This is a genomic window from Opitutia bacterium, assembly GCA_016217545.1.
Classification (GTDB): Bacteria; Verrucomicrobiota; Verrucomicrobiia; order Opitutales; family Opitutaceae; genus Didemnitutus.
The window spans coordinates 909,175-929,781 of the sequence record JACRHT010000017.1 but is presented as its reverse complement, the minus strand read 5'-3'; the positions used below and the strand labels follow the sequence as shown (position 1 = coordinate 929,781).

The 20,607-nt window shown below is 67.5% G+C and carries 18 protein-coding genes; 7 read left to right on the top strand and 11 right to left on the bottom strand.

Annotated elements, in window-relative coordinates:
* The first annotated feature begins 6 nt into the window (after positions 1–6).
* Positions 7–582 (top strand): pseudouridine synthase, encoded by a 576-nt coding sequence (locus HZA32_19880; protein MBI5426341.1) that lies wholly within the window; start codon positions 7–9, stop codon positions 580–582.
* A gap of 33 nt (positions 583–615) precedes the next feature.
* On the opposite strand, the gene HZA32_19875 is transcribed toward HZA32_19880, so the two are convergent.
* From HZA32_19875 to HZA32_19860, 4 genes are all read right to left on the bottom strand, one after another.
* Positions 616–963, bottom strand: a complete 348-nt coding sequence (locus HZA32_19875) for a hypothetical protein (GenBank protein MBI5426340.1) — start codon at positions 961–963, stop codon at positions 616–618.
* A gap of 82 nt (positions 964–1,045) precedes the next feature.
* Positions 1,046–1,945 (bottom strand): EamA family transporter, encoded by a 900-nt coding sequence (locus HZA32_19870; GenBank protein ID MBI5426339.1) that lies wholly within the window; start codon positions 1,943–1,945, stop codon positions 1,046–1,048.
* Between the two features lie 164 nt (positions 1,946–2,109).
* Positions 2,110–3,162 carry a WD40 repeat domain-containing protein gene (locus tag HZA32_19865; protein ID MBI5426338.1) on the bottom strand — a complete coding sequence of 351 codons (1,053 nt, stop codon included), beginning with the start codon at positions 3,160–3,162 and terminating at the stop codon, positions 2,110–2,112.
* Between the two features lie 225 nt (positions 3,163–3,387).
* Positions 3,388–4,554, bottom strand: a complete 1,167-nt coding sequence (locus tag HZA32_19860) for a PEP-CTERM sorting domain-containing protein (protein ID MBI5426337.1) — start codon at positions 4,552–4,554, stop codon at positions 3,388–3,390.
* A 184-nt stretch (positions 4,555–4,738) separates the two neighbouring features.
* Here HZA32_19860 and HZA32_19855 point away from each other — a divergent pair, with 184 nt between their 5' ends.
* Positions 4,739–5,653: a formamidopyrimidine-DNA glycosylase gene (locus HZA32_19855; GenBank protein ID MBI5426336.1), complete on the top strand. Its 915-nt coding sequence runs from the start codon at positions 4,739–4,741 to the stop codon at positions 5,651–5,653.
* 6 nt (positions 5,654–5,659) lie between these two features.
* Here HZA32_19855 and HZA32_19850 read toward each other — a convergent pair whose 3' ends face one another.
* The gene (locus tag HZA32_19850) at positions 5,660–7,066 is read right to left on the bottom strand and encodes a TIR domain-containing protein (GenBank protein MBI5426335.1); all 1,407 of its coding nucleotides are present in this window, start codon (positions 7,064–7,066) and stop codon (positions 5,660–5,662) included.
* A 109-nt stretch (positions 7,067–7,175) separates the two neighbouring features.
* On the opposite strand from HZA32_19850, the gene HZA32_19845 reads away from it, so the two are divergent.
* The gene (locus HZA32_19845; protein MBI5426334.1) at positions 7,176–8,036 is read left to right on the top strand and encodes a CPBP family intramembrane metalloprotease; all 861 of its coding nucleotides are present in this window, start codon (positions 7,176–7,178) and stop codon (positions 8,034–8,036) included.
* 103 nt (positions 8,037–8,139) lie between these two features.
* On the opposite strand, the gene HZA32_19840 is transcribed toward HZA32_19845, so the two are convergent.
* Together HZA32_19840 and HZA32_19835 are read right to left on the bottom strand one after the other, a co-directional pair.
* Complete coding sequence (locus HZA32_19840) at positions 8,140–9,819, bottom strand: autotransporter-associated beta strand repeat-containing protein (protein MBI5426333.1); 1,680 nt, start codon at positions 9,817–9,819, stop codon at positions 8,140–8,142.
* Positions 9,820–9,891: 72 nt separating this feature from the next.
* A complete protein-coding gene (locus HZA32_19835) occupies positions 9,892–10,629 on the bottom strand; it encodes a hypothetical protein (protein MBI5426332.1) in 738 nt (245 codons plus the stop codon).
* 139 nt (positions 10,630–10,768) lie between these two features.
* Between HZA32_19835 and HZA32_19830 the strand changes: the two genes are divergently transcribed.
* Both HZA32_19830 and HZA32_19825 read left to right on the top strand, forming a co-directional pair.
* On the top strand, positions 10,769–12,763 hold the full coding sequence (locus tag HZA32_19830) for a sensor histidine kinase (GenBank protein ID MBI5426331.1): 1,995 nt from the start codon (positions 10,769–10,771) through the stop codon (positions 12,761–12,763).
* The gene (locus HZA32_19825) at positions 12,760–13,410 is read left to right on the top strand and encodes a response regulator transcription factor (protein MBI5426330.1); all 651 of its coding nucleotides are present in this window, start codon (positions 12,760–12,762) and stop codon (positions 13,408–13,410) included. Before HZA32_19830 ends, HZA32_19825 begins: the two co-directional genes overlap by 4 nt.
* A gap of 128 nt (positions 13,411–13,538) precedes the next feature.
* On the opposite strand, the gene HZA32_19820 is transcribed toward HZA32_19825, so the two are convergent.
* Complete coding sequence (locus HZA32_19820) at positions 13,539–15,065, bottom strand: GTP-binding protein (protein MBI5426329.1); 1,527 nt, start codon at positions 15,063–15,065, stop codon at positions 13,539–13,541.
* Positions 15,066–15,328: 263 nt separating this feature from the next.
* Here HZA32_19820 and HZA32_19815 point away from each other — a divergent pair, with 263 nt between their 5' ends.
* Positions 15,329–15,565 carry a DUF1653 domain-containing protein gene (locus HZA32_19815; protein MBI5426328.1) on the top strand — a complete coding sequence of 79 codons (237 nt, stop codon included), beginning with the start codon at positions 15,329–15,331 and terminating at the stop codon, positions 15,563–15,565.
* Between the two features lie 154 nt (positions 15,566–15,719).
* Here HZA32_19815 and HZA32_19810 read toward each other — a convergent pair whose 3' ends face one another.
* Both HZA32_19810 and pyk read right to left on the bottom strand, forming a co-directional pair.
* On the bottom strand, positions 15,720–16,409 hold the full coding sequence (locus HZA32_19810; GenBank protein ID MBI5426327.1) for a phosphatase PAP2 family protein: 690 nt from the start codon (positions 16,407–16,409) through the stop codon (positions 15,720–15,722).
* 80 nt (positions 16,410–16,489) lie between these two features.
* Entirely contained in the window at positions 16,490–17,923 is a 1,434-nt protein-coding gene (gene pyk, locus HZA32_19805; protein ID MBI5426326.1) for a pyruvate kinase, read from the bottom strand.
* 171 nt (positions 17,924–18,094) lie between these two features.
* Here pyk and HZA32_19800 point away from each other — a divergent pair, with 171 nt between their 5' ends.
* Positions 18,095–19,570, top strand: coding sequence for an MFS transporter (locus HZA32_19800; protein MBI5426325.1), 1,476 nt, complete (start codon positions 18,095–18,097; stop codon positions 19,568–19,570).
* Between the two features lie 55 nt (positions 19,571–19,625).
* On the opposite strand, the gene HZA32_19795 is transcribed toward HZA32_19800, so the two are convergent.
* Positions 19,626–20,423, bottom strand: a complete 798-nt coding sequence (locus HZA32_19795; protein MBI5426324.1) for an MBL fold metallo-hydrolase — start codon at positions 20,421–20,423, stop codon at positions 19,626–19,628.
* Between the last annotated feature and the right edge of the window lie 184 nt (positions 20,424–20,607).

Genomic DNA, 20,607 nt, shown 5'->3' with positions numbered 1-20,607 from the left:
CGCACCATGCTCCTCGCTCTTCACAAACCTTACGGCGTCCTCTCGCAGTTCACGCCCGAGCCCGGCTCGCGGTGGCGGACGCTCGCGGAGTTTGGTTTGCCGAAGAACGTTTACGCGCTCGGGCGGCTCGATGCGGATAGCGAGGGATTGCTGCTGCTCAGCGACGAGGCGGGGTTGAATTCGCGGTTGCTCGATCCGGAGCGCGGGCACCGGCGGGAATATTGGGTGCAGGTGGAGCGCATCCCGACCGACGCGGCGCTGGCGCAGCTCGCGCGCGGCGTGACGATCGGCGACTATCGCACGCAACCGTGCGGCGTGCGGCGGTTGGAGCCGGCGCCGGAGTTGCCGCCGCGCGAGCCGCCGATCCGCGTGCGGCAGAGCGTGCCGGATTGCTGGCTGGCGCTGGAATTGAGCGAGGGAAAAAACCGGCAGGTGCGACGCATGACCGCGGCGGTGGGGCATCCGACGTTGCGGCTGGTGCGCGCACGGATCGGCGCGTTGACGCTCGCGTCGCTCCAGCTGTCGCCTGGCCGTTGGCGGGAACTCACGCGCGGGGAACGCGACGTGGTGTTCGCCGCTTGAAGCAGGACCATCGCGGCCGCCCGGGCCGCCGAGTCACGCGCGGGCCGGTGTTTGCGAGGCGTCGTTCTCCGCGAGCGCGGTCGCCAGGTGGCGGCGCAGTTTGCGCGAGGACACGCGGAGCTTCAGGACGCGGCGCGCGAACGAGGAGTTGTCCGGATGGATTTTGAAATCGACGGCGTCGACGGCGAAGTCGCGCAGGGTGCGCTGGCGGCCGATGTCGCGAACGAATTCGAGATCCGGATCGAAAAAACCGGGAAGCGCGCTCAGCAGCGGATAAAGCAGCAGTCCTTGGAGCGGCAATGAGCGCAGCAGCGCACGGCGCGCGAAATGCTCGGCGTTGATCCGATGGCGGGCACAGTAGCGCTCGGCGATGGTGGGCATGCGGACGCGCATCCGACGGTGCGAGCGTCGCCGCCTCGAAGACGAACTGACGAACGGAGCTGGGCGGTTGACGAGCGGCGCGTCAGGACCGGGCGACCTGGGGGATTTTCCCTGTGAAACGCGGGCCGAAGACGCACAGCACGAGGCCGGAAATCACGAAGGCGGCCGCGGCGATTTTCCAGCCCGGCAGCGACTCATGCAGATAGATCGCCGAAGTCACCATGCCGAACACCGGCACCAGCAGCGTGAATGGCGTGACGGTCGATGCGGGGTAGTGGCCGAGCAGCCAGCTCCAGATGGTGTAGGCGACGAGCGTCGAGAGGTAGACGGTGTAGGCGACGCACACCCAAGCGGTGGCGCCGGTGTGCGTGAGGGCATGCGCGATGGCTCCGGGACCCTCGAAGGCGAGCGAGGCGGCCAACATCGGGAGCGGCACCACGAGCCCGCCCCACACGACGAGCGCGAGCGGGTTCACTTTGCCGAGGCGGCGCGAGGTGACGTTGGCGAAGCCCCACGAGGCCGCGGCGAGGAGCAGGCAGAGGAAACCCGCGAGCGTCATCTCGCCGCCGGTGTGCCGGCCGACGATGAAGAAACCGCCGGCGGCGACGAGCGCGCCGGCCACCTGCACGAGGCGCACGCGTTCGCCGAGCATCACGACCGAGAGCGCGAGCGACACGAAAACCTGGAACTGGAGCACGAGCGAGGCGAGGCCGGCGGGCATGCCGAGTCGCATGCCGAGAAACATGAAGGCAAATTGCGCGGCGAACATCGTGAGGCCGTAGGTGAGAAGCTGCGCCCAGGTGATCGCCGGCCGCGGCAGGAAGAACACGAGCGGCAGCGACACGAAGACGAAGCGCACGGCGCAGAGCAGCAGCGGCGGCAGATCGACGAGCGCGAGCTTCAGCGCGACAAAATTGGAGCCCCAAATCGCGACGACGAGGAGGGCGAGCAAAAGATGGCGGAGCGGAAGCGTGGAAGGCACGCCGGGAAGGTTGCGGCGGCGCGGCGCGCAGCAAGGGCGGAACGTGTTCCGCTCGCTCTGCTTTCGCCTAATTTGACCGGCACAGATGCGAGCGCGGCGCGGCGGGGATGCCACTGCGGGCAAGCAGAACGCGTTGAGGTCAACGCGTTCCACCAAGGAAAGCGTCAGGCGGTCTTGAAGACGAAGAGCTGGCCCTTGGCGGTGCCAACGGCGAGCAGCGCGTCGTCGCCGCGCCACGCGAACTTGGTCGCGGCGGAGGGCATTTTCACTTCGGCGAAAAGCGGATTCTTGCGCGCTGGCGCCCAGAGCGAGAACTCGCCTTCGGCGGAGCCGCTGGCGAGCAGGCCGTGGGAATTTTGAAACGCGACCGCGACGACGCGATTGTTGTGCGGGAGCATGAGCGGCTCGCGGCCTTCGGGGCCGGCGCCACTGCAATCCCAGACGCAAGCGTCGCGACCGCCGCCGGTGGCGAGCCATTTGGAGTCGTGGGAAAACGAGAGTTCCTTCAGCCGCGTCTCGTAGCCGCTCATGTGCAGCTCGAGATCCTCGGCGGGCGCCCAGAGGTGCACGGCGTTGTCGTGGCAGCCGGCGACGAGCCAGCGGCGGTCGGGCGACCACGTGAGCGCGTAGATCGCGTTGCCGTAGGAGAATTCCTTGTGTGCCGTGAAATCGGCGGTGTTCCAGAGGGAAACGTGGCCGAAGCAGGCGGCGGCGAGAAGGACGGGGGAGTTGAGAGTGGAGGGTTGAGAGTTGAGGGATGGCGACGCGGCGAGGGCGGCGATGGTTTTTGGGGCGTCGGGGAATGCGTGCGCGGTCGAACCGTCGGCGCGGAGAGCGAGGAGTTTTCGGCCGGCGGCGGCGAAGAGAAGCTGAGCGCCGAGAGCGGAGGGTTGAGCGCTGGTGGTCCAGACGAGGTGCTCGACCCACGCGTTGCCGAGTTTGGCTTCCGCGGTTTGGGCGCCGGTCGCGGCGCTCCAGAAACGCACGCAGCCGTCCTGGCCGCCGCTGGCGAGGACGTCGCCGGACGGCGACCACGCGAGGCAGTTGGCGCCGTCTTCGTGGCCCGTGAGCGTGTGCTTCACGGCGCCGGTCGCGGCGTCGTAGAGCGAGATGCCGCCGGCGGCGGACGCGGCGGCGAGGAGTGAGCCGTCCGGCGACCACGCGAGGTCGATCGCGTAGTCGTCGAGCGTGGCGGCCCAATGCTTGGCAAAATTCATGGTTCCCCAGTAGCGAGTAGCGGGTAGCGGGTAGCGAGTAGAAAGAGAACCCGCGAGGCACTGAGCGCGACGTCGACTCGTCCGCGCCGAATGCGGCGCACCAAGATCACTGCGAGCAGCGTCCTGCTTGTGCGGTGTGCGGCCGGGGCGCTCTGCGCCCGTTGAAATTGAAGGTGGAAGTTTAGGCGTCCACTCGCGCCGAGCGTGTCGCGGCCGGTGAACCACTTATGCCGAAGTCCGGGCGGCGCTGACGCGGGATCGGTGGCGACGCAGGGCTGCCGCGCAGAGAGCGGCGGCGGCGAGGATGGCGGCGTAGGTCGAGGGCTCGGGCACGGCGCTCACGGTGAGTGCGAAACCGCGCGAGGTGATGTTCATCGTCTCGAGGTCGAAGTAGGATCCTGAACCGACGATTTGGCCGCTGTCGTTGATGCCGTAGGCGTAGTTGAGGCTCACAAATCCGCTCGCGGTGGCACCGTCGCTGAACGAGCCGACGAAGAGTGTGTTGAGGCTGATCATCTCGCTGTTGGCGTAGTAGAAGGCGCGGCTGTTGTCGTCGTCGTCGGTCGAGTAGCCCACGACCGCGCCGGAGGCGTTGATGCCCCGCGCCACGCTGGACGTGTCGCCGAGGAGCGTGCCGAGGTCGCGCATGACGCCGCCGGAATAGGCGAAGGCGTGGTTGTCGCCGTTGCTGTTGCGCGAGACGCCGACGATCGCGCCGGCATCGTTGAGCGCGAAGGCATCGGAAGTGTCGCCGCCGAGCGTGCCGAGGTCCGACATGACCCCGCCGCTGTAGACGAAGGCGCGGTCGTTGTTGCTGGCGTTGCCGGCGTAGCCGACGATGGTGCCCGAGCTGTTGATGGCACGCGCGCCGCTGTAGTCGCCGCCGAGGGCGCCGAGATTCTGCATCGTGCCGCCGGAGTGGGAGAAGGCGAACGAGTTGCCGCCGGCCGTGGCGGCGTAGCCGACGACGACCCCGGAGTTGTTGATGCCGAAGGCGGCGCTGTTGTTTTCGCCGCCGAGGGTGCCGAGGTCGGTCATCACGCCGGCGCTGTAGACGAAGGGGTGGCTCGAGCCGGCGCCGAAGTAGGCCTCGCCCACGACGGCGCCGTTCGAATTGATGCCGTAGGCCCAGCCGCCGTAGGTGAGGCTCAGCTGGGTCAGGACGCCGTTCGAGAAGCTGACCGGATAACTTTCGGAGAGATCGTTGGCCGAGGCGCCGGCGACGACGCCGGAGGAGTTGATCGCCCAGGCTGCGTTGTCCAGGTAGCGATTCGTGGTGGCGATCAACGGCAACGTCGTGAGGCCGGAGCCGACGTAGGATTGCGCCAACGCGAGCGGCGCGGAGAACAGAAGGAACGCGACGGCGGGAAGCAGCAGGGAGCGACGGGGCATGCGGCACGATGAAAATGGCTGGGCGGTGGCGCTACGTGAAACCGCGTTCGGCCGGACCGAAGAAGACCATGTTCGTTCGACCAGGCGGCGCTCGTTGCGACCTTCGGCGCGGAGATAACTCCGTCGCCTGCGATTGCGCGCCGGATTGGCGTGTCTTTTGCGGCGGGCCTGTTTGCTTGGGCGCGTGCCCGAGCTGCCGGACATCACTGTTTACCTCGAAGCGCTGGAGGCGCGTGTCGTGGGCCAGGTGCTCGAACGTGTGCGGGTGCTCGATATTTTCGTGCTGCGCACGGCGCTGCCGCCGATCGATGCGCTCACGGGGCAGCGGGTGGCGCGGTTGCGGAGAATGGGGAAGCGGATCGCTTTCGGATTCGAGGATGGGAAGTGGCTCGTGTTGCACCTGATGATCGCGGGGCGACTGCAGTGGACTGGGGGCGCGCTCGCCGGGCCGGCGCAGTTGAAGGTGAAGAACGCGCTCGCGCATCTCGGGTTCGCGAACGGCGTGCTGACGCTCACCGAGGCGGGCACGAAACATCGGGCGTCGCTGCATGTCGTCGCGGACGAGGCGGGTCTGGCGGCGCACGCGCGCGGCGGGTTGGATGTCTTTGCGGCAACGGCAGCGGAATTCGCGGCGCGGTTGCGGAGCGAGAATCACACATTGAAACGCGCGCTGACCGATCCGCGGCTGTTCGACGGCATCGGCAACGCCTACTCGGACGAGATCCTGCACGCGGCGCGACTGTCGCCGGTTGCGCTGACGTCGAAGCTCGGCGACCGGGAGATCGCGCGACTGCACGGGGCGACGCAGCGCACGCTGCGCGAGTGGACCGAGCGATTGCGCGCGGAGGCGGGAGAAAAATTCCCGGCGAACGTCACGGCGTTTCGCCCGGAGATGGCGGTGCACGGGAAGTTCGGCGAGCCGTGTCCGGTGTGCGGCACGGCGGTGCAGCGGATCCGCTACGCGGAGAACGAGGTGAACTATTGCCCGCGCTGCCAGACGGGCGGGAAGCTGCTGGCGGATCGCTCGCTCTCGCGGCTGCTCAACTCGGATTGGCCGAAGACGATCGACGAGTGGGAAGAGCGGCAGGCGGCGCGGTGAGGCGCGTCACTGCGGCTTCGCGGCGGTGAGCACGCCATCCGCGATGCGGTTCGCGATTGCCGAGGGATCTTCCGTGAGCACGAAAGTGCCGGACCACGCGACGGCGCCGGTCTCGCTTTTGATCAGAACGATCTCGAGGCTGGCCTCGCTCGCGGGAGTCGCCGGGGCGGCCGTTTCGCCGGCGGGCGGATTTGCGGGTGCGGCGGGAGTCGCGGTGGGGCGAACGATGCGCGCGCCGAGCACGAAGCCGGCGTCGAGGCGTTTGCCGAGGGCGGCGAGGGCTTCATTCGACGGCGCGGGGAGCGGCGTGGCGATGAGACCGGTTTCACCGGCGCGCTCAATGGAGAGGCGGCCCCAGAGCGGCGTGAAGACCTGGCGGAGAAACGCTGCGTCCTTTTCGTCGGTGATGCCCGCGTGGAAGGGGACGGCGACGATCTGTTTGTCGGAGGCTTCGGAGTTTTTGATCTCGGTGGCGAGGCGCTTGGCCACTTCGTTGCCGAATTCGGCGAGGCCGGCGGGGAGGCCGGATTCCTTGAGGGCCTTCTGCGCGGCGGCGAGGTCGGCGGCCGTGAGCTGGGGCTTGTTGCGCTTCTCGGTTTTCTCCGCGGGGGCTTTCCCGGTCGGGGGCGCTGAGCGGCTGCGCACGCAATAGGAGAAAAACGAAATGCACGCCCAGACGATGAGGATGATGCGAATCCACTTCGGCGCGCGGCGGAGGAGCAGCCACGCCGCGGTGATGACCCACCAGATCACTTCGGCGAGGAATTTCAGGCCGGCGGGCATGCCGTTGCCTTGCACGTGGGGAAACGGCGGCATCGGCGGCGGGCCGTCGTGGTTGGCGGAATGAGAGTCGTGCGGCGCCGGGCTCGTCGGCAGCGGCGGAGGAGCACCGTGCGCGGGCGTGGTCGTGGCGCGTGAGATCGGCGGCTCGGCGCGGCCGCGCGGCGGCAGCGGTGCAAGGTGCTCGCCGGTGGCGATGCGGCGCGCGAGGTTTTCCAAGGCCGGTGTCGCGGCGCCGCCGGCAGCACGAAGCCATTGCACGGCGAAGAATTTTTCCGGGACGCGGGCGTTGTTCTCCGAGGTGCCGTCGATGCAGACGGGCAGGAGGAACATCACGTCGTCGGCCATATCGAGCGTGCGCTCGACGGCGAGGCGCCACTCGCGGCGGAAGTAGCCTTCCTTGCGTCGCTCGGTGTTGGCCGAGATGACGGGCATGAAGTAGTCGCACTCGCGGATCTGGCGACGGATCTTGGCGTCCCACGAGTCGCCGCCGCCGAGTTCGTTTTCGTCATACCACACGTCGAGACCGGCCGCGGCGAGCGTGTCGCGCAGTCGACGCGCGGCTTCGCGATCCTCGGAGGCGTAGCTGATGAACAGCGTCGGCTTGGGTGTCGGTGTGGCGGGGGACGTCACGCGGGGCGACGTTCGCAATGCCGTCGGGGCGGGTCAAGCGCGCGGCGTGTGGCACGGGAGCGCGGGAATTTTGGTGCGCGGCGGGCGGCGGAGCGCGTAGGGTGGCCGCATGATGTTGGCGTGCGCGTTCCTGGCAGTGGCGGTGGCGGCGTTGTGGCTACCGGGCGTGTGGTTCGGCCGGCCGGCGTGGCAGTGGATCACGGTGGCCGCGCTCGGTGTGTCGTGGTGGGCGGGCGCGCTCGACGCGACCGGCGCGTGCGTGGCCGTCGTGTGGTTCTGGGCCGCGCACTTGTGGGCGAGCGATGGCGGCGCGCCGCGCGGTCGGCGGGGACTGGAGGCAGGCATCGTGCTGGTGGCGGCGGTGGCGTTGATGACGCACGGAATGCCGGGCTTCGCGAATCCGCGCGTGATCGGGCCGGTGCGGTTCACGCCGGATGCGGTGCCGTTTTCGCTCTATGTGAATTTCGACAAGACACTGATCGCGCTCGCGCTGCTCGGGCTGGCGCACGCGCGCGTGGGCTCGGCGCGCGAGGGGCGCAGCGTGCTGGGCGAGGTCGCGAAGATTGCACCGCTGACGATTGCGGTCGTGTTGGCAGGATCGTTCGCGCTCGGCTACGTGCGCTGGGCGCCGAAGCTGCCGGCGGAGGCGCCGCTGTGGCTGGCGGTGAATTTGCTGTTCACGTGCACGGCGGAGGAGGCGCTGTTCCGCGGGTTCGTGCAAGGCGGGTTGCGGCGAGCGTGGGCGCAGCGGCGCGGCGGCAACTGGCTCGCGCTGGCGGTCGGCGCGGTGACGTTCGGCCTCGCGCACGCGGCGGGCGGTTGGAAATACGTGGCGCTCGCGACGGTGGCGGGCGCGGGCTATGGCTGGGTTTACGAGCGGACGCAGCGCGTCGAGGCGAGCGTGCTCGCGCACTGGTCGCTGAACGCGCTGCACTTTTTCCTGTTCACCTATCCGGCGCTGGCGCGGTGAGCGAGTGATCGGGCGAGTAACCTAATAGGTTACTCAGCGGGCGGTGCGGCGGGAGTTTCTCGCTCTGGCGCGTGCGAGAAACTGTCACCTATTAGGTGACAGTTCAGGCGGCGCGCGACTGGACCGACGCGCGGCGCTGACGGCGGTAGGCGGCCAGGCTCAGAGCGGCGGCACCGAGGAGGGCGGCGGTGGTGGCGGGCTCGGGGACGGCGGTGAGTTGGAGCGTGGAGCCGACGAGGGCGAGCGAGTAGGTGTAGCCGCTGACCGTGGAACCGAGAATGAAGTCGCTGGCGGTGAAGCTGCTGGTGGTGGCGCCGGAGAAATCGAAGAGCGTGTAGCTGGCGGCGGTGAAGCCGCCGGCGTTGCTGAGGTTGAGCGTGATGCCGCCGGCGGAGGCGGAGCCGGTCAGAGTGCCGCCGCTGACGCGAATGAGGTCGCTGGTGGTGCCGAGTTGGAAATCGAGCACGGCGCCATCGTTGAGCGTGAGGCCGTTGGTGAACGAGAGCGTGCCGGGCGAGTTGCCGGGCGCGAGGTGGGCGCCGGACTCGAGCGTGGTGGGACCGTCGATGAAACCGCTACCGCCGAGCGTGGCGCCCGCTTGGACGGTGACGCTGCCGGAGCCGAAGGCCGAGCCGGTGGTGTTGTTGGCGAGCAGCGTGCCGTCCTCGATCGTGGTGCTGCCGGTGTAGGTGTTGGCGCCGGTGAGGGACGTGGCGCCCGGACCGCGATGGACGACGTCGATTCCTCCCTCGATCGTCGAGGCGAAGATGTAGGTGCCGCCGCCGACCGCTCCGGTGTGGTTGAAAACCACTTGCCCGGTGCCGGAGCCACCGGCAATGGCGGCTGCGATGGTGCCGGCGGCTCCGCCGTCGCCGATCTTGAGCGTGCCGGAGCTGCCGCTGTTGACGCCGAGTTGGATGACGCGCTGCGTGGAGCCCGAGTCGAAATTGATCGCGCCGCCGTCTTTCACGATGAGGGTGCCGTTGCCGTTGTATCCGTTCCAGATGTAGTCGTGGGCCGTGTAGACCGCATCGGTGCCGTTGACCGTGAGTGTGCCGGTGCCGTCGTTTTGGTAGCCGAGATAGGTGTAGCGGGCGCTGCTGGCGTGGGCGCCGTCGGCGACGGTCATCGTGCCGGTGGCGCTGGAGCCGAGGAAGAGGTCGCTGGCGTTGGTGAAGGTGGAGCCGGTGCCGCTGACAGTGATCGCGCCGCTAGAACCCGCGTTATGGCCGACGTGGTTCGACGTCCAGGTGACAGTGGTGGCGAACGTGCCACCGCCGGTGACGGAGAGTGAGCCGGAGCCAGACTCACCGAGGTAGAAGTAGCCGGTGGTGAACGACGAACCGGGGCCGTCGATCGAGATTTTGCCCTGCGAGTTACTTGAGGCGGTGCCGAAAACCGTCAAGTCCGCGGAGGCGGTGGCGCCGCCGGTGAGGTTGAGCTGACCGATGCTAGAGTAGTAGTTGCCCAATCTGAGTTCGTTGAGGTTCGTCCAAGTCGAGCCGGCGCCGTCGACGTTGACGGTGCCATTCGCGGCGTAGCCGATGTAGCCGTAGGTGTTAGTGACCGCGCTGCCGCTCTGGATGTTCAGCGTGCCGTCCGTGAAGATGAATCCGACGTAGAGATCGTTGCCGATGTCCCAAGGCGAGGACTGGTCGGTGGGCACAGTGACGGTGCTGGTGATTTGAACCTGCGCTTCGACGGCCGGGATGAGCAACGTGGCGAGACCGAGCGAGAGAGCGTGCTGGAGCGGACGGAGTGAAGCGCGCGGAGACGGATGCATGTGGCGGGCGGATCGACCAAAAAGCCCGGCGCGGGCCGGGCTTTCTCGCGAGTTCAGGTGGAGAGTTTGAGTTTAAGTTGTCGGTGCGGCGGTGGCGCGGCGGCGGCGGATCGCGGTCACGCATAGAGCTACGGCGGCGAGGGCGGCGGCGTAGGTCGACGGTTCCGGCACGGCGCTGGGGGTCGCGGTGAGAATGGCGCCGTTCAGGATCGCGTTGCGGTTGATGGCGTCGCTGATCGCAAACGAGAGGTTGCCCGCGCCATCGGTGGTCAGGTCGGCAAAAATGGCGCCGGTGGTCTGGTAGTATCGGACACCCCGGCTTTCGAAGCCAGTGGACCAGACGGTCGCGACGCCATTGATGCTCGGCGTGTCACTGTCTAGGAAGAAGCTGAGGCCGTGCGCGACGCTGAAAATCTCAAGACTGTAGATGAGCGAATTGTCCAAGCCGGAAAAGGTGAGCGTGAGCGTGTTGGTGCCGGTGGCGGTGCCCCAAGCACCGTCGCTCGTGACGGAAGCCGGTGCGCTGGTGATTCCGTTTCCGGCGGCGTAGTCGCCGAGGGTGTTGAATCCGCCGCTGCCATTCGTCGTGAGTGTGGCGCTGACGCTCGTCGAGTTGCCGGTGGTGAGTTCAAGTCCCGTTTCGCTGCCACCAAACGTGTTGATCGAGGTCCAATTGGTCGCGGTGCCGTTGTTGCCGTCGGGCGAAGTGGTGTTGATGTCCACGCCGATCCTCTGGCCGACGATGAGTTGGGCCGAAGCGACGGTGGCGAGAGAAACGACCAGGAGGAAAGCGGCGATGCGGTGGAGCATGGAAAAGTGGGGGCGGAAAGGTTCGGTGCGGTGAAGCTGCGCGCGGCTGCGGTGGGGCCAAGGCGGCAAACCTCGTAGTTCTACGAGGTCGGGGGATTGGGCGCTTGCGGCGGCGGGAGTGGTGTCGTGAACTGCCGTGATGCCCCCGGCTGTGCTGGCCCGCAGGTTCGATTTGTTCTTCGTGTTGGTGCTGACCGTCACCGTGGTCGGCGTGCTGATGCTGGGCGTGGCGGGGGATCGCGCCGGGATGCATGCGCTGCCGGAGGGCGCGGACGCGACGGTCGAGGTGCTGCACGATCCGGTGGCGAGTTTCACGTTCGCGCAGGCGCTCGCGCAGCCGGCGGCGGAGTGGCGGCGCTGGAGCGGGCCGGGCTACATTCAGTCGTTCTACGGCGAGGCGGTGTGGGTGAAATTCGTTTTGCGGAACACGAATGACGCGCCGCAGCGCGGCGTGCTGGCGGATGCGGAGTATTACACCGATCGCATCGATCTTTGGACGAGCGACGGCCGCGGCGGCTGGAACCGGCAACGCGCCGGCGAGTGGGTGCCGGCGGCGGAGAAATCGCTGTGGGGGCGCGATGCGGCATTCCTCGTCGAGGTGCCGGCGCACGGCGAGCGGGTGTGCGTGATGCGGCTCGAGGATCATTTCGGCGTGTGGCTGCGGCCGGTGTGGTGGCCGGAAGTGCGGGTGTTCCTCGCCGCGCAAACCAAGAACACGGTCGTTGAGGCATGTTATTTCGGCATCCTGCTCGCGCTGCTCGTCTACAACGGTGTGCTCGGCGTGCGGCTGCGGCATCGCGACATCGGCTGGTATCTCGGCTATCTCGGCGCGGCGGGCGTGTTCATGTTTTTCTGGCGGAGCGAGCATCAGGTGTTCGGTTTGGCGCTCGGTTCGCCCGTGATGGAAACCTGCCTGATGCTCGGACTGGCGGGCAGCGGGTTCTGTCTCGTGCAATTCGCGCGCGTGTTCCTCGAACTGCCGCAGCGCACGCCGCGGCTCGATTTCGTCGTGCGCGTCGCGCGTTCGCTCACGCTCGTGCTCGCGGCGGGCGCGCCGACGATGCTGTGGGTCAACAACACGATCTGGCTGCACTTTGTCGTGGGCGGAGTGGCGGCGACGCACGTGGTGTTGTTCGTGGCGGCGGGTGTCGCGTGGCGGGCGGGCGCGGCGCAAGCGCGGTATTTCGTGCTCTCGTTTGCGTTGCTGACGGCCGGAGCTGCGCCGGCGGCGACGATCTGGTTGCTGTCGCTGCCGCTGAATTTCTCCGCGCGCGCGATCATGATGGGTTCGGCGGTGGAAATGCTGCTGCTCTCGCTGGCGCTGGCGGATCGCTTTGCCCGCCTGCAGGAGGAAAAGATCGCCGCGCAACAGCGCGCGATGGCCGAGGCCGAGCAACGCCACGCGATGCAGGAGGCTTATGCCGACGAACTCGAGTTCGAGGTCCGCGAGCGCACGCGCGAACTGGAGGCGGCCAACGCGGACAAGGATCGCATGCTCGCGGTGCTCGGCCACGATCTGCGCGGCCCGCTGAGCGGCCTGACGCAGACCGCCGAGCACCTGATCGAGCAGCGCGATGCGCGCGGCGACGCGAGTTTCCCGCGCGACGTTGCCGGCACGGGCCGCGCGCTGCTGCTGCTGATCGAGGATCTGGTGTTGTGGGCGCGGTTGCGCGCCGGGACGCCGGAGATCGCGTCGCGTTCGCTCGACCTGTTGGTGGCGCCGGCGGTGACCATGCATCGCAGCCTCGCGGATCGGGCGCGGGTGGAGTTGCAGCTGCAACTGCCGGCGGGTCTGCGCGTGGAGACCGATCTCGTCCTCGCACAGACGCTCGTGCGCAATCTCATCGGCAACGCCGTGAAGCACGCGCGCACGCGGGTGATCGTATCCGCGAGCGCGACGGCCGGCGGCGTGCAACTCGTGGTGAGCGATGACGGTCCGGGCCTGCCGGCGGAAGTCGCGGCGCGGTTGCAGGATGACGGGGCGGTGTTCAGCGCGGGCGGTCTCGGACTGCGCCTGTGCCGGGAAATTTGCCGACAGTTGAACGTGCCGCTGAGCAACCGAGCGGCGCCGGGCGGTGGAGCGGAGTTCGGTTTCGTGTTGCCGGCGGCGCGGGAGGCGCGGCAGGTCGCATGAGCGCGCCCGCGGAGTTTGCGGCGACGTGCCGCGTGTTCGTGGTGGAAGACCAGGGGATGTTTCGCGCGTTTCTGGAGCGATGGCTGGCGACGCAGCCGGGTTTCGCGCTCGCGGGGACGGCGCGCACGGGCGAGGAGGCGCTCGCGGCGCTCGAAGCGGCGCGCCCGGACGTGTTGCTCGTCGACTTGCAGCTGCCGGGCGTGGACGGGCTGGGTTTCGTGCGCGCGGCGCGGCAGACGCGGCCGCAACTTCGTTCGCTCGTGCTGTCGTCGCTGATGGATCCGCTGGCGCTGACGCGGGTGCGGGAAAGCGGCGTGGAAGGCTATCTCGAGAAGGATGCGCCGCCGGCGGAGTTGGGCGAGGCGCTGCGGGCGGTGGCGCGAGGGCGCGAGTATTTCTCGGCGCGGTTCCGTGCGGCGCTGGCGGCCGAGCGCGCCAACGCGGCGGCGGTCGGCAAGGTTCTCTCGCGGCGCGAGCAACAGGTGATGAGCCACGTGCTCGAGGGAAAAACGAGCCGCGAGATCGCCGAGGCGCTCGGCGTGAGCGTGCGCACGGTGGAGTTTCATCGGGCGAACGTCATGACGAAACTCGGCGCGACCAGCGTCGCGGAGTTGCACGCGATCGCGCGGCGGTCCGGGACGACGTGAGGAAATTGGCGGACGGACGGTGGAGGAGAGAAGCCGCTGGGTTTACGAGCGCTTCGTTGCGCATCCAACCGCTGCCGGGGGGCGACCAGCGAACGCTGGTCGGTGATTACAGGAACTATTCGGCGCGGTCAGACGAGGCAGGCTTTGAAGCCTTCGGTCAACGCGGCGCGGTCGAGGTTTTTGCCGATGAAGACGAGGGTGTTGGTGCGGTTTTCGTCGCGCTGCCATTCGCGGTCGAACTTCGCGTCGAAGAGCATGTGCACACCTTGGAAGACGAGGCGCTTGTTGGTGCCTTTCACGCAGAGCACGCCCTTCATGCGGTAGATGTCGCCGCCGTGTTTCTGGAGGAGGTTCGAGATCCAGTCGTTGAGCTTCTTTCCGTCGAGGTCGCCGGGGACGCTGATGCCGACGGAGGAGACGGCTTCGTCGTGCGAGTGTTCGTGGCGGAAGGTGCGGTCCCAGGCGTAGCGGAGGAAGCGTGGCTCTGTGGCCGGGCTCGTTGAGCCCGGGCCGGGGTCGGAGACCCCGGCTACAGCATAGAGATGCGTGGGGACGTCGTGGCCGGTGAAGAGCAGATAGCGGCCGGCGGCGGGGATCGTGAGGCGGAACTTGCCGTATTCGTTGGCGAGTTTGAGGCGGTTGAGTTTCGAGCCGACGATGAGCGGCTCGCCGGGGAGGACGATGTTTTCCCAGTCGGAGAAGACTTGGACGACCTCGTGGATGACTTTCTCGAAAGCAGCGGTTGTAGCCGGGCTCGCTGAGCCTGGCCAACCGGGGTCAACGACCCCGGCTACAGGGAGAACGACAACATCGAGTTCGTTGTGGTTGTGGCCGCAGTCGGGACCGCACTCGTGATCGTGTTCGCCGTGGTGGTGGTGCGCGTGGTCGCCGTGATCGTGGTCGTGGCCGCAGTCGTGCTCGTCGGCTTCGGCGGGATCGTGGCCGATCTCTAGTTCGTGTTCGCCGGGTTGCAGTTCGTAGCCGCCGGCCCACTCGAAGGGGTATTCCATCTCGAGGAACTGCGGGTCGACTTCGACGGCGCGCTCGAGTTTGAAACCGCCGAGATTGAGCACGCGGTCGATCGGGACGGCGGCGTTTTGCGCGCGGTAGACTTTCGCGACGGCATTGATGCGGCGGAGGCGTTGCTCGAGCGCGTCGAGTTCGGCGGGCGTGATGAGGTCGGTCTTGTTGAGCAGGATGACGTCGGCGAAAGCGACTTGCTTGAGCGCTTCGGGCGAGTCGTCGAGGTGGAGCAGGATGTGTTTCGCGTCGACGACGGTGACGATGCCGTCGAGGGAGAACTGCTCGCGCATCTCCGGGTCGGTGAAGAAGGTTTGTGCGACCGGCGCGGGGTTGGCGAGGCCGGTGGTTTCGATGAGGATGGCGTCGAGGCGGTCCTTGCGCTTCATGAGGCGCGCGAGGATGCGGAGGAGGTCGCCGCGCACGGTGCAGCAGATGCAGCCGTTGTTCATCTCGAAGATTTCCTCGTCGCTCTGGATCACGAGCTGGTTGTCGACGCCGACTTCGCCGAACTCGTTTTCGATGACGGCGATTTTCTTGCCGTGCTGCTCGGTGAGGATGCGGTTGAGCAGCGTGGTTTTGCCGGCGCCGAGGAAGCCGGTGAGGACGGTGACGGGAATGGGAGCGTTGGCCATGTCGGAGGACGGAAATCGGAGGACGGAGAACAGAAGACAGAGGACAGAAAGGGCGCAGAGGCAAGCGGGGCTTGCGGCACCGGCGCGGCGCGTAGACGTCGCAGGCGGCGTGCGCGCGGTGCGTCGCTCCGGTTCGGAGCGCGGCCGCACGACGCGCGAGCGCGAGACGACGCAACGCGTTCGAGCAAAGTTGCTCATTAAGAACTTTCGCCGGGTGGCGGGGAGGCTTGCGCTGCGGCGAGGGGCGCGGTGGATTGGCGGCCATGAGCGATTTGCCGCCGTTGCCGACTGAACCGAAACCCGGACTCTACCGCCACTACAAGGGCAACGAGTATCGCGTGCTCGGGCTGGCGCGGCATTCGGAGACGCTGGAGCCGCTCGTGGTTTATCAGGCGCTCTACGGCGAGCGTGGCACGTGGGTGCGGCCCGCGGGGATGTGGAGCGAGATCGTCGAGGTCGGCGGGCAGCGCGTGGTGCGGTTTGCGCGGATCGGCGATTGAGCGGGCGAGCCGAGGCGTGCGGCGGCGCAGGGGGCGACGGCGCGGAAACGAACTTGAGCGGAGCGGCTGAGGGCGGTTGGGGCAACCGCCCCTACCGGAGGGCGAGGGGCCGATGCGTTGGCGGAGCACCCTCGCTCGGAGAGCGCGGGCTGCCTCATGCGGCTTTTTTGTGCGCGGCGAGCGCGGCGGCGAATTCTGCGCGGATTTCCTCCAGAGCGTGCTGGGTCTCGGGGGACTTCAGCATGGCCTGTGCGATCGCGGTGCCGAGGCGGCGGCCGGCGACGACGTCGCTCGGATAATGCGCGCCGCCGTAAAGGCGGCTGAGGCAGACGAGCTCGGCTTGGTGGGTGAATTCGGCGGCGTGTTCCGGGAGCGCGGCGGCGAGCAGCGTGGCGTGCAGCCAAGCGGCGGTGGAGTGTCCGCTGGGGTAGGAGGCGCCGTCGGGTTTGTTTTCGAGGGCGAGGACGAGCGCGGGGTTGTCCTGATGGGGCCGGAGGCGGGCGTAGGTGTTCTTGGCGCGGTCGGTGAAGGGACGCGTTTCGCCGGTGGAGTTTTTGATGAACGCCGCGAGTTTCGGGAGCGTCTGCGCCGTCGCCCAGTCACCGACGACGGGCTGGACCATCTTGAAGACGTCGTATTTTTCCCAGCGGCGGGCGAGGGCGACCTGTTCGGGCGTGCGGTTCTGCGCGAGCAGGGCAAGCGTGGCGCGTTCGGCTTCGGCGACGATGGAGTCGGGGGCGGGCGGCGGCGGGACGACTTGGAGCGGATCGAGCGCGTCTGGGGCGAGGAAGGCTGCGCGCGCGAGGCTAACGACGAGCGTGAACAAAACCGCACAACGTAACATGCCGGCGGATTGAACACGCGCTGCGCACGGTGTCGATAGAACGTTGACGAACGGTGCGTCACCGCTCGTCCGGCGCGACCTTACTCGACGGTGCGGAGCTGGATGCTGTCGACGCGCTGATTCGTCTCGGTGGTGATGTCGGAGACGATGACGATTTTGTCGCCGGCGTTGAGGCGGCCGAGTTTGCGCAGGGCGGAGACGGCGCGCTCGAGGGTTTTTTCCGGATCGCCGAAGGGGTGGAGGAGATAGGGTTCGACGCCGCGGACGATCTTCAGGTGGCGCAGCGTGTCGATCGAGTCGGTGACGGCGAGGATCGGCGCGCAGGTGGGGCGGTGGGCGGCGAGGCCGGCGGCGGTGATGCCGCGGCGCGTGAAGCAGAGCAGCGAGGAGTTCGGCAGCTCGTTGGCCATGATGACGGCGGAGCGGAGGAGCTTCATGCGCTCGGCGATGAAGACGGCGGGTTCCTCGATGTCGGCGGCCATCTCCTGTTCGATGCGGCGGGAGATCTTGTCGAGGATGGCGACGCACTCGAGGGGGTATTTGCCGACGGTGGTTTCGCCGGAGAGCATGACGCAGTCGGCGCGTTCGTAGACGGCGTTGGCGACGTCGGTGATCTCGGCGCGAGTGGGCATCGGCTGGCCGATCATCGACTCGAGCATGTGGGTGGCGATGATGACGGGGCGTCCGATGGCGAGGCAGATGGAGACGGAGCGGCGCTGGACGACGGGGAGGTCTTCGAGGGGGATCTCGATGCCGAGATCGCCGCGGGCGACCATGAGGACGTCGGTGGCGCGGATGATTTCCTCGAGGTGCTCGATGGCGGATTGGTCCTCGATCTTGGCGATGATGCGCGCGGCCGAGCCGTGTTGCTTGAGGAAAGTGCGGAGGTCGTGCACGTCGCTGCCTTCGCGGACGAAGGACAGCGCGACGAAGTCGATGCCTTCCTGGATGCCGACGAGCGTGTCGCCGCGGTCCTTTTCCGTGAAGGACGGGAGATTCACCCGCACGCCCGGGAGGTTGATGTGGCGGCGGGACTTCAGCTCACCCGGAGTGAGCACACGGCAGCGGATGCGCGTGTCGTTTTTCTCGAGCACCTCGAGGCGGATGAGGCCGCTGTCGACGAGGACGGTGTCGCCGACGCGGATGTCGTTGACGAGATTGCGGTAGTTGACGTCGACGGAGCGGACCTCCTCGGCGCGTTCGGTCTCGTTGTCGGGTTTGACGGAGAAGTCGAAAATCTCGCCCGCCTTCAGCTCGATGGGGAGGGCGACGTCGCCGGTGCGGATCTCGGGTCCCTTGATGTCCATCATGATCGCGACTTCGCGGCCGCATTTGCGCGAAACCTCGCGGATGCGGCGGATGATGGTGCGGGTCCAGTCGTGGTTGGCGTGCGCCATGTTGAGGCGGACGACATCGACGCCGGCCTCCATCAATTGCGTGAGCATCGCTTCGCTCTCGGTGGCGGGGCCGAGAGTCGCGATGATTTTGGTGCGGCGGAAAGGCACGGGCGTCATGCGGGGCGAAAAGAAGGCCCGGCCGGGGGCCGGTGCAAAGCAAAAGGCTGTGTCACCATGAGCGGAACGATTTGTTACAGGCGGTTAGTAGTTTTTCCGTGCCATGCCCGGGGGTTCCACTACACAAAAAGGCGCGTTTCGCGTCGTTGGCCCACTTCTTCTCTCGCCCTCATGTCGCTCAGCATCGTCGCCCTCTGCCTACTCTGTGTCGTCGGCATCTACTTCTACAACAACCCGCTCAAGCACGGCCCGTGGTTCCTGAGCCGGCGGTTCATCAACTGGTTCCCGCTTGGGATGACGTATGCGTTCCTCTACATGGGGCGCTACAACCTCACGGTGGCGAAGAATTCCTTCGGCGCGCGGATGACGAACGAGGACTTCGGCCTCATCTTCGCGGCGGGCACGATCACCTACGGTCTTTCGTTCCTCGTGAACGGCCCGCTCGTCGACAAGATCGGTGGCAAGGCCGGCATCCTCATCGCCGCCGCCGGCTCGGCGATCGCGAACATCGCGATGGGCGTCCTCACGTGGATGGCGGTGACGGACCGCGCGCAGTTCAACTTGGTCGTGGTGTTCTCGATCGTCTACGCGCTCAACATGTATTTCCAGAGCTACGGCGCCGTCTCGATCATCAAGGTGAAGGCGAACTGGTTCCACGTCCGCGAGCGCGGCGTGTTCGGCGCGATCTTCGGCACGCTCATTTCGTTCGGCGTGTATTTCGCCTTCGATTGGGGCCGCGCGCTCATCGAGATGACGAGGAAGAGCCCGACGTGGAACGTCGGCTGGCTGCAAGATACGCTCCGCGCGCTCTTCATGCCTGACGGCGTCCATGTCGATGCGACTTGGACCGTGTTCTTCGTGCCGGCGGCGCTGCTCATCATCTGGATGGCACTCGATGCCTGGCTGATCAAGGAACTGCCCGAGGACGCCGGTTTCCCGCACCTCGACACCCACGACGCGTCCTCCGGTCACATGCACGAGGAATACACCACGATGGATCTGCTGAAAAAAGTCTTCGGCAGTCCGATCATGCTCCTCGTCGCCGGCGTCGAACTGACCTCCGGCGTGCTCCGCAACGGCATCATGCAGTGGTATACGGTCTTCGCGCACGACGTGCCGCAAAAGGGGGCCGAGGGCATCCTCAACAACTGGGGCCTGCTACTCTGCATCTTCGGCATCGTGGGTGGTTTCGCGGGAGGCCTCATCTCCGACAAGTATTTCCAATCCCGCCGCGGACCGCCGGCGGCATTGTTTTCGTGCTTCATGCTCATGATGGCGGCGGTCATGGCCATGTTCATCTTCTCGATGCCGTGGCTCGTCGGCGTTGCTGCACTGCTCATCGTCGCGGCCGTCACCGGCGTGCACTCGCTGATGTCGGGCACGGCGGCGGCGGATTTCGGCGGCCGCAAGGCGACGGCGACCTGCTCGGGCATCGTCGACGGCTGCGTCTATCTTGGCAGCGGCATCCAATCGATCTGCGTCGGCTACCTCTCCGCCAACAGCTGGCGCTGGTGGCCGATCTTCCTCATGCCCTTCGCGCTCGTCGGCGCGTTCATCGCCTGGCGCATGTGGCACGAGCTGCCGGCGGCCACCCGGAAATACATCGAGGAAAACGAGAGCAAGGCGCAGAAGCCGGCCAAGGCCTGACGCGCGCGCCATCCCCCTCCGACGCCGGCCCGCGGGACGGCGTTTCTGTTTTCGCCTAAAACTCCAACGGCTCGCTCGCGCCGCCCGGGGCGACGACCGAGAAGTTGCACCGCAGCGCCGCGAGCGCGGGACCGCACGCGGCTTCGACGGCGGCCGGCGAATTGCAGTCGCGGCTGAGGTGCGCGAAAAACACGTGGCGCCAGCGCGGGTTCGCCACCGATTGCAGCAGCTCCCGCGCGGCTTCGTTGGAGAGGTGGCCGTGCCGGCCGTTGATGCGCTGTTTCACCGACCACGGGCGCTTCGTGTCGGCCTCGAGCAGGCGCGGGCAGTAGTTCGCCTCAATCACGAGCACGTCGGCGTCGCGCACGCGCTCGCGCACGTGTTGCGGCGCGTGGCCGAGGTCGGTGAGCCAAGCGAGCGTGCGGCGCGGAGCGAAGAGGTCGCCCTCCTGGCCGTGCGAGATGAAGAACCCGACCGGATCCTGCGCGTCGTGCGGCACCGAGAACGCGCTGACCTCAAGGTCGCGGAAGCGGAACGTCGCGCCGGTCTCGAAGACCTGCCAGTTGGCGCGGTGCTTGAGCGTGCGCTGCACGGCCTGCGCCGTGCCGTGGTTCGCGAAGACGCGGATGTTTGGGTGCTTCGCGAGGCCGCCCAGTCCGGAGGCATGGTCGCCGTGCTCGTGCGTCAGGAAAATGGCGTCGATGCGCTCGAGCGACTCGCCGGCGGCGGCCAGCATCTCGCCGAGCCGGCGCGCGGAGAAGCCGGCGTCGACGAGCACCCGCGTGTCGTCGGTGGTGAGGAGAGCGGCGTTGCCGTTGCTGCCGCTGCCGAGAATGCGAAAGCGCACGGGCATCGCGGCGATTGAGCGGCGCGCGCGCGGCGCGGAGCAAGGGAAAAGTCCGGAATCGCTCCACGCCCGCCGTGCGTTTGGCCTTCGCGCGGCGCGTCGTGCCGAAGGTCTTCGCCCGACGCGCCGAGTTGGCGCCGAGCGAATTGTCACCGATTAGGTGACCGATTCCGATAGACGTGGGGGCGAA